Source organism: Gilliamella sp. Nev5-1, assembly GCF_001690895.1.
GTDB classification, from domain to species: Bacteria; Pseudomonadota; Gammaproteobacteria; order Enterobacterales; family Orbaceae; genus Gilliamella; species Gilliamella apicola_C.
Map to the genome: position 1 here is coordinate 17,532 of NZ_LZHO01000047.1, position 15,306 is coordinate 32,837.

General features: G+C 33.9%; 12 protein-coding genes and 3 pseudogenes. 2 read left to right on the forward strand and 13 right to left on the reverse strand.

Features of this window, described 5'->3' with window-relative positions; translation table 11 throughout:
* Nucleotides 1-53: 53 nt before the first annotated feature.
* From A9G41_RS06765 to A9G41_RS06775, 3 genes are all read right to left on the reverse strand, one after another.
* Nucleotides 54-398, reverse strand: a complete 345-nt coding sequence (locus tag A9G41_RS06765) for a hypothetical protein (RefSeq protein WP_141673119.1) — start codon at nucleotides 396-398, stop codon at nucleotides 54-56.
* A 145-nt stretch (nucleotides 399-543) separates the two neighbouring features.
* Entirely contained in the window at nucleotides 544-2,085 is a 1,542-nt protein-coding gene (locus A9G41_RS06770; protein WP_218057915.1) for a multicopper oxidase family protein, read from the reverse strand.
* Between the two features lie 130 nt (nucleotides 2,086-2,215).
* Nucleotides 2,216-2,542 (reverse strand): hypothetical protein, encoded by a 327-nt coding sequence (locus A9G41_RS06775; RefSeq protein ID WP_065581652.1) that lies wholly within the window; start codon nucleotides 2,540-2,542, stop codon nucleotides 2,216-2,218.
* A 281-nt stretch (nucleotides 2,543-2,823) separates the two neighbouring features.
* On the opposite strand from A9G41_RS06775, the gene A9G41_RS06780 reads away from it, so the two are divergent.
* Together A9G41_RS06780 and folA are read left to right on the forward strand one after the other, a co-directional pair.
* Nucleotides 2,824-3,888 carry an MJ1255/VC2487 family glycosyltransferase gene (locus tag A9G41_RS06780; protein ID WP_065581651.1) on the forward strand — a complete coding sequence of 355 codons (1,065 nt, stop codon included), beginning with the start codon at nucleotides 2,824-2,826 and terminating at the stop codon, nucleotides 3,886-3,888.
* A 10-nt stretch (nucleotides 3,889-3,898) separates the two neighbouring features.
* Entirely contained in the window at nucleotides 3,899-4,399 is a 501-nt protein-coding gene (gene folA / locus A9G41_RS06785; protein WP_065581650.1) for a type 3 dihydrofolate reductase, read from the forward strand.
* A gap of 51 nt (nucleotides 4,400-4,450) precedes the next feature.
* Here the strand turns inward: folA and relA are convergent, their stop codons facing one another.
* The 10 genes and pseudogenes from relA to asmA form a co-directional block, all read right to left on the reverse strand.
* Nucleotides 4,451-6,709, reverse strand: a complete 2,259-nt coding sequence (gene relA, locus A9G41_RS06790) for a GTP diphosphokinase (RefSeq protein ID WP_065581649.1) — start codon at nucleotides 6,707-6,709, stop codon at nucleotides 4,451-4,453.
* 3 nt (nucleotides 6,710-6,712) lie between these two features.
* Complete coding sequence (gene rlmD, locus A9G41_RS06795; RefSeq protein WP_065581648.1) at nucleotides 6,713-8,050, reverse strand: 23S rRNA (uracil(1939)-C(5))-methyltransferase RlmD; 1,338 nt, start codon at nucleotides 8,048-8,050, stop codon at nucleotides 6,713-6,715.
* Between the two features lie 15 nt (nucleotides 8,051-8,065).
* Nucleotides 8,066-8,554: a pantetheine-phosphate adenylyltransferase gene (coaD, locus tag A9G41_RS06800; RefSeq protein WP_065581647.1), complete on the reverse strand. Its 489-nt coding sequence runs from the start codon at nucleotides 8,552-8,554 to the stop codon at nucleotides 8,066-8,068.
* 608 nt (nucleotides 8,555-9,162) lie between these two features.
* The gene (locus tag A9G41_RS15035; RefSeq protein WP_141675166.1) at nucleotides 9,163-9,297 is read right to left on the reverse strand and encodes an aldose epimerase family protein; all 135 of its coding nucleotides are present in this window, start codon (nucleotides 9,295-9,297) and stop codon (nucleotides 9,163-9,165) included.
* 414 nt (nucleotides 9,298-9,711) lie between these two features.
* Nucleotides 9,712-9,852 (reverse strand): hypothetical protein, encoded by a 141-nt coding sequence (locus A9G41_RS14285; RefSeq protein ID WP_176700419.1) that lies wholly within the window; start codon nucleotides 9,850-9,852, stop codon nucleotides 9,712-9,714.
* Nucleotides 9,853-10,422: 570 nt separating this feature from the next.
* Nucleotides 10,423-11,439 (reverse strand): UDP-glucose 4-epimerase GalE, encoded by a 1,017-nt coding sequence (galE, locus tag A9G41_RS06805; protein ID WP_065581646.1) that lies wholly within the window; start codon nucleotides 11,437-11,439, stop codon nucleotides 10,423-10,425.
* A gap of 87 nt (nucleotides 11,440-11,526) precedes the next feature.
* Nucleotides 11,527-11,768: pseudogene (locus A9G41_RS15040) on the reverse strand (MFS transporter).
* Nucleotides 11,728-11,859, reverse strand: a pseudogene (locus A9G41_RS15045) (MFS transporter); the annotation flags it as partial. The pseudogenes A9G41_RS15040 and A9G41_RS15045, both read right to left, overlap by 41 nt.
* Nucleotides 11,860-12,086: 227 nt before the next feature.
* Nucleotides 12,087-13,329: pseudogene (locus tag A9G41_RS13515) on the reverse strand (IS256 family transposase).
* A 61-nt stretch (nucleotides 13,330-13,390) separates the two neighbouring features.
* The gene (gene asmA / locus A9G41_RS06825) at nucleotides 13,391-15,277 is read right to left on the reverse strand and encodes an outer membrane assembly protein AsmA (RefSeq protein WP_075539471.1); all 1,887 of its coding nucleotides are present in this window, start codon (nucleotides 15,275-15,277) and stop codon (nucleotides 13,391-13,393) included.
* Nucleotides 15,278-15,306 lie beyond the last annotated feature (29 nt).

The window sequence follows — 15,306 nt, forward strand, 5'->3', positions numbered from 1 at the left end:
ATTTAAGGAATTAACCTTATATAAAAATTAGTTTTATTTGAGTGATAAGCTCATTAAACGGTAGCTTTAGGTCCAGCTCGTATGCCGTTATAAGGGGATAGTCGAATAACTTTACTTGGTGAAAGTTCAATACTATTGGGTATAACAAAAAACGCTGCGATGCATCGTTTTTGTAAATGTGATAGCGTTTGTGATTTTTTTCGCTCTACTTCTAGGTGATCTTGTACAATAGATGCAATTGCAATAATCCCAATTTGCGAAACAGAAGCTTCCGAGGGAAGCGCTTCATGTTGACATAAACTGAACCCAGCAGCCACTACACCTAACAATAAGTGAGATAACGCGGTTTTAATAATCAAGCTTTTGCTGAGTTTTTGCCAATAATACATCATTGTCATAATGATGATATATTAGCATTTTTAGCAAAAATGAAAAACAATTATTATTTTTTATAGATATTGTGTCATAAGGATTTTGTATAATACAGATCCCCGCTATTAATTCAATGATAATTAAACCATAACGGGAATCGTATTAGGTAGGTTATTCTACCATTAATTGTCCCATCATACCGAGCGTTTCATGTTCAACAATATGGCAATGATACATACGTAATCCAGACATATTTTGTTGAATTTTTATGGTGAGCTTTTCATGTGGACGTAAATTAATAGTGTCTTTTAATGCGACATATTCAGGTGGATTTTTTTCACCATTCAATTCGTGTGAAACAACGATAAACTGTGCGCCATGTATATGAAAATTGTGATCCATATGAGAGTTATTGAAAATTGTCCACTCTTCAACCTCATGAATTTTGCTTTTCAAATCGATCCTTTGCATATCATGGCGTTTACCATTAATTAAGAATAGCATGCCACCACGCGGTTCCTTCATGTCCATCACTTCGGTATATTCAATAGATTTATAGGTCGTGGCGTGCCCTAGTTTTGGCAATTCTCGTAATGTTGACGGGATAGTCATTGATTTTGACTGTGTCAATACCAATTCTCCAAGTATGATATCTTGTTCTGGTGATACATTGCCCATTTTTCCGCGATCGTAACCGATAGATTGTAAATACACTGTACCAGATTGTTTTGGCAAAATAACAAGTTCTGCACGTTCAGCTGGCGACAATAGCAGCGGTTTATTGAGTAAAACAGGAGCTGACATCAATCCACCATCGGTACCAACCAAATAAACATCACAGCCAGGAATAGATAAATTAAGATAACGACCAGAACACGCATTCCAAACTCGTACCCTTGTTGCCGTATTTATGGTGATTTTGGGACGATAGGCACCATTTATTAATACAAATTGTCCTTCTCGACCATTCATCCAATCAACCATTGAATTATCAGCAATTTCGCCTTTATCAGTTAATTTTAAATCTGAAAAAAACCAGTGTTGTTCGGGCAAGAATGCAAGCGGATCGTTTTTGCTGCGTACAATAAATATGCCAGCTAATCCTCGCGCAACTTGTTCTGCTACGGTTTCATGACCGTGTGGATGATACCAATAGGTACCAGCATTCCCTTCTGGGATAGTAAACTCATAAGTTCGGCTACTTCCAGCAGGAATTTGATCTTGTGGATTACCATCTTGATTAGATGGGATCAGCAAACCATGCCAATGTACGGTTGTCGCTTGTGGTAAGTTATTTTTAACAGTAATTTTAACATTATCCCCCTCAAAAGCTTCAATCACTGGACCGGGGATATGACTATTATATGCCCAAAATTCTGTTGTAATATCTTGTGTTAACTTTAACTTAACGGGTTTAGCCTCTAAGATTGCTTCAAAAATACCTTGTTTATTACTGGTATTTTCTAAATGAGTTAATTCTGGTAAATTTAGACCTTGTGGCAAAGCTGAGGTCGGTAATAATTTTTGTGAAACTTTGTTACCCATATTCATCTTCATATTCATGTCTCCCATTTCACCTGTTTTACACTGATCAGAGTTGGCTTCACAAGCCATACCTGACATAGTTGAATTATCCATTTTGGCAAAAGCTTTTGTAACTGCTACCCCACTTAAAGCCGCTGTAATATTGAACAAAAAATTTCGACGTTTCATAATATTCCTATAATCATTTTTTTATGATAAACAATCACTATTTAGTGATTAGCGATAAAAACGAATAACAAAAAATTTTTACTGCAAAGATAGATATGTCGACTAATTTTTTATTGAAAATACAAATTAATTAAACAATTCTTAGTAGTTTTAATTCAGAAATAAACTTTTTATATTTTTGAGCAAAGTTAAATGTAAGGTATAGTTCACAATGTGATAAAAACTGAAGATTAAAAGTGGTACAAGCTGAATCATGAGATGATTTTTGTAATAAAGAATGGCAATCATTATGCTCATTCATGCCTAACTTAGCAATTATGCGGTGTGAAATATCATTAACAGTAACTAATAAGCCGATTGTGATTATCAAATATCTAGCAGAATCAGCAAATAAAAAGAAAATAATTGCTGATGCAATAATAAGGTAATTTTGTTTATTGATGATTCTTAATGACATATGCAAATCTCACTATTCATCTAACAATTACTTAGGCTATTGTACTGAAAAAAGAAGCAAAGTTATACAAAATTTATACACTTTAAGTGAGACTATTTTATCGTCACTAAATGAAGCACTGTTGCTTCATTTAGACTAATGAGTAATAACGTTAACCAATGTTGAATTATGACAACTAATCATTAATATCATGTTGCATTTAATCATACAAAATAATTTACATAATAATAAGCTGTTCTGCTATTATATTTGTATAACTTAAATTGACGAATCATAAAGATATGAAAATTCTCTTTGGTGTTCAAGGAACAGGAAATGGTCATGTCAGTCGCTGTAGAACATTAGCTAACGCACTGAAAAAAGCTGGTGCGAATGTTGATTATATTTTCAGTGGCCGCGATCCTAAAGACTATTTCGACATGCAAGCTTTTGGTGATTATAAAACCTATCGTGGTGTCACGTTTGCAACCCTTAATGGTAAAATTAATTTTCGCAAAACCGTGCAACGGATTCGAGCTTTCAGACTCATTAAAGATGTCCGTGAGCTTGATTTATCAAAATATGATTGCATAATTAGCGATTTTGAGCCAGTAAGTGCTTGGGCTGCACATCATCAACATCGTGAATGTTTAGGTATAAGCAATCAAGCAGTTTGCCAATATCTTAAACCAAAAGAATATGGACTAGTCGCAAATGTGATTATGAAATATTACGCTCCCGTCACTAAACCAATTGGCCTACATTGGTTTCATTTTGGGCATAAGCTAATTCCCCCTATGATTGACACTTTTGAAACTGCGCCAACCGAGGATGGCAACATCATCGTCTATTTGCCATTTGAAGCATTAGATGAAATTACGGTATTGTTAAAACAGTTTAAGGAGCACCAGTTTATCTGTTTTCATCCAGATATAAAACAAACATCACAACAAAGTAATATTAATTTTCAACCGCTTGGGCGTGATAATTTTACACAAGCTTTAGTGCGTTGCTCTGGAATTATTTCAAATACAGGATTTGCATTGATTTCTGAAGCATTGACGCTTGGTAAAAAGATTCTAACTAAACCTGTATCAGGTCAATTTGAACAAATTTATAATGCTCAATGTTTGCGTTCTCTTGATATGGCAACAGTTATGGAAAATTTAAGCTGTATCAAACTCAAATACTGGCTTAATTTACCTTCGCCAAAACCAATCATCTACCCTGATGTGGCTACAGCACTGGCTAGTTGGATTGTTTCAGGGCAAAAAGAGTCGTTACTTTCTTTAAGTGAACGGCTTTGGAGCCAAACTATCTTTCCTGAAAATGTGAATCAGCGAATAAAATCTTTAGGGTATGTGTAAAGGAGCGAATATGATATTAAGTATGATTGTAGCCATGGCGGATAATCATGTAATTGGCTTAAATAATCAAATGCCTTGGCATTTACCCGCAGACTTGGCATGGTTTAAAAAAAATACACTTAATAAACCTGTTATTATGGGGCGAAAGACATTTGAGTCTATTGGTCGTCCGTTACCAGGACGTCATAATATTATTATTTCAAGGCAAGCAACCATAGAATCTAACATGGTTCCAAATGTAAGTTGGGTACCATCAATTGATGCCGCGATATTGTTAGCTCAAACACAGCATATTGATGAAGCGTTTATTATTGGTGGTGGTAATATTTATAAGCAGACGTTACCTTTAGTAAATCGACTTTATTTAACACATATAAAGGCAAAACTACAGGGCGATACTTATTTTCCTGATTATACGCCTGAGCAATGGCAAGTTATTTATCAAGAAGCACATCAAGCCGATGATAAAAATAGCTATCCATATCAGTTTGAAATTTTAGAAAGAAAATAATAAGTCCTAACCTATTGCCACTAAATAAAAAGTGGCAATTTAACATGTCAATTAACCTTGAAAACGTTTGGCTTCAATAACATCAGGTAGTTGTTTTATTTTATTGAGTACTCGATTTAACGAATCCTGATCAAAAATTTCCATATCAACATCGATAGTCGCTAATTGCTGCTTCATATCCGAGCGACTAATTAGACCAAGAACATTAACCTTTTCATTGGCCAAAATTGTAGTAATATCTCGCAATAAACCACTGCGATCGTTAGCAACAATTTGTACCACCATGGTATAGCTTGAGTAAGTATTGTTGTTCCAAACAGCATGAGTAATACGTTCGGGAGCATGATTTTTTAGTTCTTGCAATTGTTCACAATCAGCTCGATGAATCGAGATACCCCGCCCTTGAGTAACAAATCCCGCAATGGGATCGCCAGGAATTGGGCGACAACAATTTGCAATGGTGCACATTAAATTACCCACACCTTCAATAATAATTTCACTGCCTTTTTTATTACTAGCTTTATTAGTATTTTTTGTTTGTGCATTAAATTTTTGGGCAATCTGTTTTAATGCTGCTTCGTCTTCTTCTTTCGCTGTTGGTTTGTTAAATTGTGCATTGATGAAATTGACTAATTGATTTATTTTTACATCACCACTACCAATACCTGCTAATACCTCTTCAAAAGAGTGAGCATTATATTTATTGATTAAGATTTTTTCGACACTTTTTAAACTAATATTTAGCGGTTCAAGTTCATTTGCTAGTATTTGTTCACCAGCAACAATATTTTTATCACGATCTTGTTTTTTAAACCATGCTTGAATTTTGGCTCTTGCTCGGCTACTGTTAACAAATCCTGTATTAGAATTTAGCCAATCACGGCTTGGGTTAGGTTGTTTTTGAGTGATGACTTCAACTTGATCGCCCATTTTTAAATTATAGGTAAAAGGCACAATTCGACCACCAACTTTGGCACCGATACAACGATGACCAACATCACTATGTATATGATAAGCAAAATCAAGTGGTGTGGATCGTGCTGGCAAGTCGACAACATCGCCTTTCGGTGTAAAAACATAAACGCGATCATCAAAAATCTGACTACGAACGGCTTCTTGAATTTCACCACGTTCAGACATTTCTTGTTGCCATGTTAATAATTTTCTTAACCAAGAAATTCGCTGGTCATAAGCTGTCATTTTGTCGGTACTACCTTCTTTATACTTCCAATGAGCAGCAACGCCTAGTTCTGCATCGTTGTGCATTTGTTCAGTACGGATTTGAATTTCAATGGCTCTATCTTGTGGACCATAAACGACAGTATGAATTGATTGATAACCATTTGGTTTGGGATTAGCAACATAATCATCAAATTCTTTAGCGATATGTTTGTAATGGCTGTGGACGATGCCTAAGGCGTTATAGCAATCTTCAATTCGATCGCAAATAATACGGACAGCTCGGATATCATATAGATCTTCGAATTCAAGATGTTTACGTTCCATTTTCCGCCATATACTATAAATATGTTTAGGACGACCATAAACCTCTGCGCGAATATGATCTTTGTTCATCAATTTTTGTAGATGTTTAACAAATTGATGGATATATAATTCACGATCTAATCGCTTTTCTTGCAATTTTTTAGCAATAAGCCGATACTCGTCTGGGAATAAATAGCGGAAACAGAAATCTTCTAACTCCCATTTTAATTGACCTATTCCTAAGCGATTGGCTAATGGTGCATAAATATTAAAACACTCTTTAGCTACCAAAACTTGTTCTTCTTGGGGAGATTTGATTAAATTACGTAAATAGGTAATACGCTCAGCCAATTTGATGACTACACTTCGGAAATCATTGACCATCGCCAATAACATGCGACGAATACTATCAATTTGTTCTGTTGTGGCACTACCGTTGCGGATTGCACGCAATTGACGAATTTCTTTCATTTTAACAATGTTAGAGATGATGTGAGAAATTTCACGATCAAAATCTTCAGGGATATCCTCACGGCGAATAATTTTGGCATCAACAAAAGGAAGCAATAAAGCAGCACATAAACTATTGATGTCCATATTTAGAGTCGATAGGATCTCAACCATTTCGATAGCATTTTGGAAACAGAAAAATTGCTCAGAGGCTCCAGCGCTGTTTTCAAAACAAAAATCCCAAACTTCTCTAAACTTTTTATAAGATGCTGGGTTAGCTAATAATAGTTCTTGTTTTGCCCATTGCTCAACTTCAAATTGAGCAAGAGAATAATGTTCTTCTCGATGTTGGTGCGCACCTCTGATAGTTACCATAAATTATGTTCCTGATTTTATTAACAACAACATTGATTCAATATGTTTGGTTTGTGGAAACATATCTAAAATAGCAACTTGAGCAATTTTGTATCCTGCATCTATAAGTTGTTTGCTATCGCGAGCTAGAGTAGCAGGGTTACATGATATATAAACAATTTTTGATGGAGCTAATTTTGCAATTTCTATTACTGCATTTAATGCCCCAGCTCTTGCTGGATCTAATAATACCTTGTTAAATTGTGATTGGCTCCATATCGAAAATTGTTGAGTATCGTCTAAATTGCTAGCTAAAAAATTGGTTTCAGCACAAATCTTATTACTATTTAATATAGTGTTAAATTTTGCTTTTTCAACCAGTGCATCAATACCTTCAATCCCTGTTACTGTTTTACTTAATGTTGCTATAGGTAATGAAAAATTACCCATACCACAAAAGAGATCTAAGACTTGGTCAGTTGGTTGTAATGTTAACCAATCAAGCGCTTGATTGATCATTTTTTGATTTATTTTACAATTTACTTGGATAAAATCTAGAGGGCTAAAAGTTAATTTTAAATGATTAATTAAATAAAAATGCTCTGTATTACCTGTAATATGTACTAAATCTTTACCATGAAAATAAAGTGAAAGGTTGTGATTTTCTGCGAACTCTTTCAATAAGTTAGCATCATAATCAAGTAAAGGCATAGTATGCCTTAAAACAATAATAATACCACTGTCGACTGAAATTAATTCAATATGACCAAGTGCTTTTTTCTGTTTAAAATTGCTAAATATACTTTGCAATGGTGTTAGCAGCGTATCTAATTCATTAACTAATATGGGACAACGTTTAATATTAATTATTTTGTTTGACTCAGCTTGGCGAAATCCAATAACTAATTCGCCTTTAACTATATTAATTGAAAGCCTTGCTCGCCGCCGATAATGGTAAGGCTGATCGGCAATAATTATGGGGGAATTTTGAGTAATATTTGCTAAAGATTGTCCCGTTTCTTTTTGTAGCAGGTTAATTAATGCACTATATTTTGCTTGTTGTTGCAAATGAGGTGCAATATGTTGCAATTCACAACCACCACATTGCTGATAATATTGACATTGTGGTTTAACGCGATTTTGGCTTTGGTTATGATATCTAATGACTTTGGCTTTAGCATAATTTTTTTTGTCTTCAGTTAGTTCAATATCAACGGTTTCATCAGGCAAAGCTGATTTAACAAAAACTGTTTTACCTTTATAACTAGCAACCCCTTGCCCAAAAGCATCTAAGGATGCAATTGTTACTGTCAATTTTTGTTTAATAAGTTTTTTTTTCTGCTGGGTATAAAAATTAGCCATAGACTTTTTTTTAATTTATATTAAGCGTTTGAGTAATTCTGTTTTGACATGCTTTGGCACTAAATTTGTGATATTACCACCATGATAGGCGACATCTTTTACGATTGTTGATGAAATAAACCCCATCGCAATTGATGGCATTAAAAAAATGGTGTCTAAATTGGATTTTAACGCACGATTCATTTCAGCAAGTTGCCTTTCGTATTCAAAATCGTGTGTTGTTCGGACTCCACGAACAATGACTGTAGCATTATGAGTTTGAGCAAAATTTGCCATTAAATTATCAAATCCTATCACTTCGACATTAAGCAAGTGCTCGACCGAAGTTGATGCTAAATTTACCCGTTCTTCTAGGGTAAACAGTGTTTGTTTATTAGGATTTTCAGCAATAGCAACGATTAATCGAGGAAATAGTAGCGAGGCTCGTGTCACAAGGTCAATATGACCATTGGTGATAGGGTCAAAAGTGCCCGGAAAAATAGCTGTTAAGGCTTTGCTTGTCATATTTTATATTTATCCATTGGGTATGATAACCGTATCATACCCAATTTTGATTAGGATTGTTAGTTTAAACGTACAAATTCTTTTATTCAATTTACATATACGAGGAATACTTACAGAAAAAAGCTAGTTTCTATCAATATATGTCCGTAAATGAGTCAAATGATTTAATTTATAACAAATTAAGTCGTTAGGTGATCATGAATTTGTTAAGTCTGTAAAAGCCTACTTGGTTGTGACCATTCAATATGACGAGAACTATCGGGCAAAAACAGTGCTTCTAGTGCTACACCTGCAAAATTCCCATATTTACCATTGTATCAGTTTGGCTTATTCTGAAAAAACAACCTGTATATATTTGTAATGAAGGTTGAGTTGTTATTACATTCATTATTACTTTTTGAGCAGGCGAAATAAGTTGAGTTGCAATAGTCTGTGTTTTATCTAATAAGTAAATATGCTCATAACCACCAGTTATTTACTGCTCAAGGCTTTCATATAGTTTGCCTAATAAAAGTTCGGGTTGTTACAAATCCATATCGTATTTAATGGCTTTCACCAAATAATTATTGTAAATTAAGTTAGCACCACAAACTGTGATTAAGGATATTCTAACTTATTTCTCCATCAAGATTAAAATAAGCGTAATTAGTTAAATTAACTGATGTGGTTTTTGTTGAGATTGCGTGGAACGCAATAATAACTTTGTTATAATCGGCAAGTATATAAGTGACTTTTACACTCAGCTAGCCAGCCACCCTACTCTTTATCAGGAGAAATTAATCAAAATGTCACCTGTTGCTCAAGTTGGGCTTAAATTTGCTATAGTTTTTTGTCAAAACATAATTTTCCACCATATAACAGATTGGCACATTGATTAGTGCTAAGTAGATAATGTTTATTGTTAATATCAATTGTAACACCTAAATAGGCATCTTATTGTTGGTATTGTTCTAGTGATTGGTATTCAAGTAAGGCTTCGCAATTTTGCCCGTTAACAGGTAATATATAAGAGAGCCATATCACCTCCTTAGTTTAGAAATTTGATATGCATTGCTTGCCTATTTAAAAGTGTAATAATTTGTTTTATAAGAATATCGCACTACTCCATTCACTTTATTTACAGTCGTAAAAACCTTCTTTAATACCAATTTGTTAGCTTAATTATCGCTAACAACCGCTCTAACCGCATTGACTTTATCTTTTAGCACTAAGACCACAGCATATCCGCCAAAGCTACCACCAACCATCCGTACACTATCACCGATTACGCCGTCAATTATTTCAAATAAGGTAATCAATATCGAGGACTATTATTTCAATAATCATCACGCATTAAGTTGTGGCTATTGCTCATAAGTATTGATAATAATTTATAATTACCGCTAGCTAAAGCTTGCGTCACTTTTAGCATGAGTTCGTTTTCAGTGATTACATGATGAGACCATTTGAGTACAATGGGAGCAAGCAAGTTTTAAATATTTTGTGATTCGGTTAATGAAGCATCTCTTAGCTATTTTACTTTAAGGGCTTTGACTGCTACCTCACATAGTTTACATAATGCATGTTGACTTTGTTCAAGTGCAGATATTAATTGAATTATTATGCCACAATTGGTTTTCGGCATCTTGACCAATTAATGCTAACTTGGTGCCATCTAAGGTACAAAAAACAAGTTGAATAATAACTAGGATTTTGTTCTTGAGTAAATGTTTCTTGTTGCATTGACCAAGGGCGTTTCACTCTATGTGGTGAAACGCGCACCTATTGGTTGATTAATAAATTATAGAGACTGAGGATGATCAATCGGATTAAAATTAGCTATTTTTACTTCTATTTTACTTTTGTTTATTTTATCGATGTCATACAATTTAATCAGGATAGCCTTGAGGGTTATTTGATTGCCAATTCCACGAATCTTTTACCATGTCATCTAGTGTTAATTTGGTTTTCCAACCTAATTTATGTTCTGCTTTTTTGACATCAGCCCAAAATGCGGGTAAATCGCCAGATCGCCTTGGCGCAAAGTGCCAGTTAAGCGCTTTTCCTGATACTTTTTCAAAAGCTTTGATCACTTGTAATACGCTATAACCAATACCAGAACCCAAATTATAAATATGAACACCAGCTTTGTTGTGATCGGCTTTTAGTGCAGCAATATGTCCATCAGCTAAATCAACGACATGTATAAAATCACGAATACAAGTCCCATCTGTTGTTGGGTAATCATTACCAAAAACGGATAATGATTCTCGCTTACCTACAGCAACCTGAGTAATATATGGCATAAGATTATTAGGAATGCCAAGAGGATCTTCCCCCATCAACCCACTTGAATGGGCTCCAACAGGATTAAAGTACCGTAGTATAGTCAGTGACCAATCAGATTCGGCAACAGCTAAATCCATGATACATTGTTCTACCATTAATTTACTTTTGCCATATGGGCTGGTTGGTAGCCCTTGTGGCAAGGTTTCAACATAAGGTACAGGGGCTAGTTCTCCATAAACGGTGGCCGACGAGCTAAACACTAGCTGCTTAACACCTGCCTCTCGCATTGCTTTCATTAGAGTGATACTGCCGTAAACGTTATTTTCATAATATTCGAGAGGTTTGTGTACTGATTCACCAACTGCTTTTAGCCCAGCAAAATGAATCACTGCTTTGATATCATGTTCTGTAAAGATCTTAGCTAATAATTTTTCATCACACACGTCACCTTGATAAAAATCGACCGATTGACCTGTAATTTTTTGTATTCTATCTAATACTGATACTTTACTGTTAAACAAATTATCAATAATAATTGGTGTATAACCAGATTTAATAAGTTGGACACACGTATGGCTTCCTATATATCCGCATCCGCCAGTAACTAATATTTTCATAATATACCTTAATCTAATGTAATTATTACAGAAAGTATCTGCTTGAGTTCAGATTGTTCGCTGTTTTTTTTGATTCCATAGATCCCATCAACCACGATCTGATAGTGTGAAAGAAGATATTCGCGTAAAACTAAATGCGATCAAACCAAGAACTAGGTATGCTCCTTCAAATCCTATTTTAACATACATAAAACCTATATAAACATAATAGATATTTGTTTTGCAAAACAAATTTCAATTAAGTAAACTGTTGCTGATAATCGAATAGGGGAGTGTTTAGTAATATATTTAAATGCACCAATAAGTAATAAAGGGGGTTCCGAACATATGTAATGTTTTTAATATAATGACTTCAACAGTGATGCTAACAAATACCGAGTTTGTAATACGAATAGATATAATATTACTAGAAACTAGTAATTTATTTTCTGCCTATTTTTATCGCAATCAATGGAACAAAAAGTATTAAAGTTGCATTTAATAATACACCTAGCGTTGTGACATAACTGAATGCTTTGCGACCTGCTTGCTAGAAAAAAATGAGGTAAAAAGAAGATGTTTTGTTAACCCTGACTTGCACAAAATTAAGCTAAGTTGAGGCCCAAAAGGGCAAATAATGGAATGAACGAGAAAATATAGCCTGTATTTCATCCAGTCCATTCATTTTGAGACTGTTTATAATTCTGTGTCAGTTTAATGCACAAAGAGATCACCTTATCAAGGCGATTAGGAAAAATATTATCAACGGTGACAATGCTAAATTCCAATTTTGGATTGGAATTGTTCCTTTTTTCTCCGCATTTTACAACCCCAAATACAACAACTTGAGCAAGCTATTTTCATTTGGAAAACTGTTTTTGGTCTTTGATAATTTGCGAAATTGCCGATGAATAAACTCAATAACATTCGTGGTATAAATCACCTTACGAATAGGCTCAGGATAGCAGAAATAAGTCGATAAATTATTCCATTTACGACGCCACGACTGGATGATTATTGGATATTTATCGCCCCATTTTTGCTCAAATTCATCTAAGGCATCAATTGTCGCATCACGAGACACCACCTTGTAAAACAGGTTTCAAATCACTCATAAAGGCTTTGTGATGTTTAAAGGCAATACACTTAATTAAATGACAAATTTGATGAATAATGCAAAGCTGAATCGCTGCTTGTGGGTAAATGGTATTCATTGTTTCAGAAAAACCAACCCAGCCATCAACACAAACGATTAAGATGTCATTTAACCCTCTGTTTTGCAAATCGGTCAAAATAGATAACCCAAAATGCGTCACTTCGTTTTCAGATAAATAGAAACCTAATACCTCCTTTTTCCCTGCTAAATTAAGGGCGAGTACGGTATAAACAGCCTGGCTATGATAAACCCCATTTTCTTTTACTTTATAATGGATTGCATCCATCCAAATAAACGGATAAATCGACTCTCGTGGCCGTTGCTGCCATCAACGCAATTCGGGAATGATTTTATCTATAATGGTGGTTAAGGTTGCAGGGGAGACACGAAAAGCATAAATCTCTTCAATATGCTAGCTAATCACCCCCAGCGCATACATACTCAGAATTTTTTGTTCAATTTCATCGCTTAATGTTGTCTGATTTTTTTTGATAAGTTGAGGTTCAAATAAACCATTCCTATCTCTTGGTGCATCAAGTTCGAAACTGCCCGATGTGTTTTTTTATTGTATTTGAACTTTAACCGTTGCGTCGATTAGGGGGAATATCATTGGCTAAATGAAAATCTAACTCAGTAGATAACGCCGCTTCGGTGAGCTGTTTAATTAAAGGCGTTAAAATGCCCTCTTTACCCGTTAACGGTTGGTCATTTTGTAATAACATTAATGCTTTTTCAAAATCAAATTCTTGGGACAGGTGTCATTTCCTTTTTGCTACATAGTTTACTGAAATGACACAGAATATTGAACACTCTCTATTATTTCCTTTTTAGTAGTCCACCTAAGATATTAGAAGTTTTTGATTTAGACTTTGAATTATCTTTAGAATGATGATTTTCTAATTTATCTCGAAGTTTTTCTAAACGATCTTGTAATTTGTCACTAAATACATCATTGATTAATTTAGCAATATCAATTTGATAACGAAGCTTAGCAAATTCACCATAAATACGTAGTGGTATTGTTAACTTTTGTAGCTTTGCAATTACCTCATTTTTAGTATTCCAGCCACCTAACATTTTTAAGTTCAAATTAATATCTAAATCACGGTTTAAGAGCCCGACTCTTCCTGAACCTTCAATGATCTCAAGTGTTGCTGAATTCGCTGTTAATGTTGAAAACTCCAAGTTACCTTGCTTCAAATAGGCATTAGCTGAAATTGTTTGAAATTCGGTGTATTTTTTCTGATTTTCAGGTGTTGTATCATTTTTTGAATAGCGAGCTACCGCATTTTGGATAATACTTTCAATATTTAAATTATTGAGCTTTGCATTTGTTACAACAATGGCCACATTGCCTTGTAAGTTTGCTAACAATTTAGAACCTGATAAGGTGTTACTTTGTAAATCCCCGCTAGCATTAAATAAACCATCTAGATCATGTGCCGTATCTATTTGCTTAAAAAATGTATTTAAATCAACATCAGTTATTTTGGTATTTAGTTTTATTAATGTGTTTTTTTGTTTGCCATTTGCAACACCTGTTGCCAATATATGACCTTTAGCAAAATCTAAACTCATATTTCTGAATATAGCAATACCGTCATTATTAGTTATATCAACATTAATATTGTTAAACGTCATTTTATTGGCGTTAAGTTGCTTGATAGTTAACTTAGCCTTAGCATTGAAAGCATTTAAAAAATTTAATTCATTATTGCTCTTTGTAACATTTGACACCACAGGAGGGGTTTGTTGACTATTAGCATTTCCGTTTGTTTTTTCACCAATTTTCAGTAATGAAGAGAGATCAATTTTATCAGAATTTAACTGCAAATTTATTTCTGGTTTACTTGTTAAATCTGCATTGATAACACCAATGAAATTATTACCATTAACTGAGAAAGATAAATTTTGGCTTTTTAAAATCTGAGGATTATGTTGGTAATTAAAAACGCCACTTATGTTTCCTTTTAATTCTTTTGCTGAATTAGCGATGCCTTTATAAGTAAAATTTAACTTATTTAAATCGATGATTGCTTGTCTTGGAAATTCATTTAAATCGACATTAGCATGTATTAGGTATGACATATCTTGTTGATTTTTATCTACGTTACCGTTTAAATCAATAGCGATATTTTTATCTTTAACTTGTTCTACAATAAGATTAGTATTTCTAAAGTTAATAAGATCATCTTTATATTGTAATACCACTGTACTGTCAGTAACTTCAAATTTATTTAAGCTAAACTGCCAACTAGATGTATTTTTTTTATCTTTAGAATCCGTTGACTCATTAGTGGTCGTATCCATAGGTGTTTTTTTAGCACCATTTTTTGCAATATTACCTTTACTTTCATCAGTGACGTCGATGATTGCTGATTTTATAAATACATTTTTGATAGATAATTTTTTTGAGAAAAGAGGCAATAGTTCAACATCAAGTCGCATATTATCCGCAGTTAATATAGGTTTTTTTACATCGACATCAGATAATTTTACCGAATCTGTTAATATACTCACTTGTGGCCATATATGCCAACGCAAATCGCCATCAATAGTTAATTCATAACCGGTTTTATCTTTTACTGTATCAGAAATAAATCCACGAAAGTTGTTAGGATCTACAAAAACAATAAGTGAAATAATACCGATAGTAATAGCTAAAATTAAGGCAAATAAAAAAACCAATATTTTTTTTACCATATTAATGTTCCTTTGTTAATATTATAAGT

Coding starts and splice junctions, on each gene's coding strand:
- A9G41_RS06765 (WP_141673119.1), bottom strand. CDS start 398: ATGACAATGATGTATTATTGGCAAAAACTCAGCAAAAGCTTGATTATT.
- A9G41_RS06770 (WP_218057915.1), bottom strand. CDS start 2,085: ATGAAACGTCGAAATTTTTTGTTCAATATTACAGCGGCTTTAAGTGGG.
- A9G41_RS06775 (WP_065581652.1), bottom strand. CDS start 2,542: ATGTCATTAAGAATCATCAATAAACAAAATTACCTTATTATTGCATCA.
- A9G41_RS06780 (WP_065581651.1), top strand. CDS start 2,824: ATGAAAATTCTCTTTGGTGTTCAAGGAACAGGAAATGGTCATGTCAGT.
- folA (WP_065581650.1), top strand. CDS start 3,899: ATGATATTAAGTATGATTGTAGCCATGGCGGATAATCATGTAATTGGC.
- relA (WP_065581649.1), bottom strand. CDS start 6,709: ATGGTAACTATCAGAGGTGCGCACCAACATCGAGAAGAACATTATTCT.
- rlmD (WP_065581648.1), bottom strand. CDS start 8,050: ATGGCTAATTTTTATACCCAGCAGAAAAAAAAACTTATTAAACAAAAA.
- coaD (WP_065581647.1), bottom strand. CDS start 8,554: ATGACAAGCAAAGCCTTAACAGCTATTTTTCCGGGCACTTTTGACCCT.
- galE (WP_065581646.1), bottom strand. CDS start 11,439: ATGAAAATATTAGTTACTGGCGGATGCGGATATATAGGAAGCCATACG.
- asmA (WP_075539471.1), bottom strand. CDS start 15,277: ATGGTAAAAAAAATATTGGTTTTTTTATTTGCCTTAATTTTAGCTATT.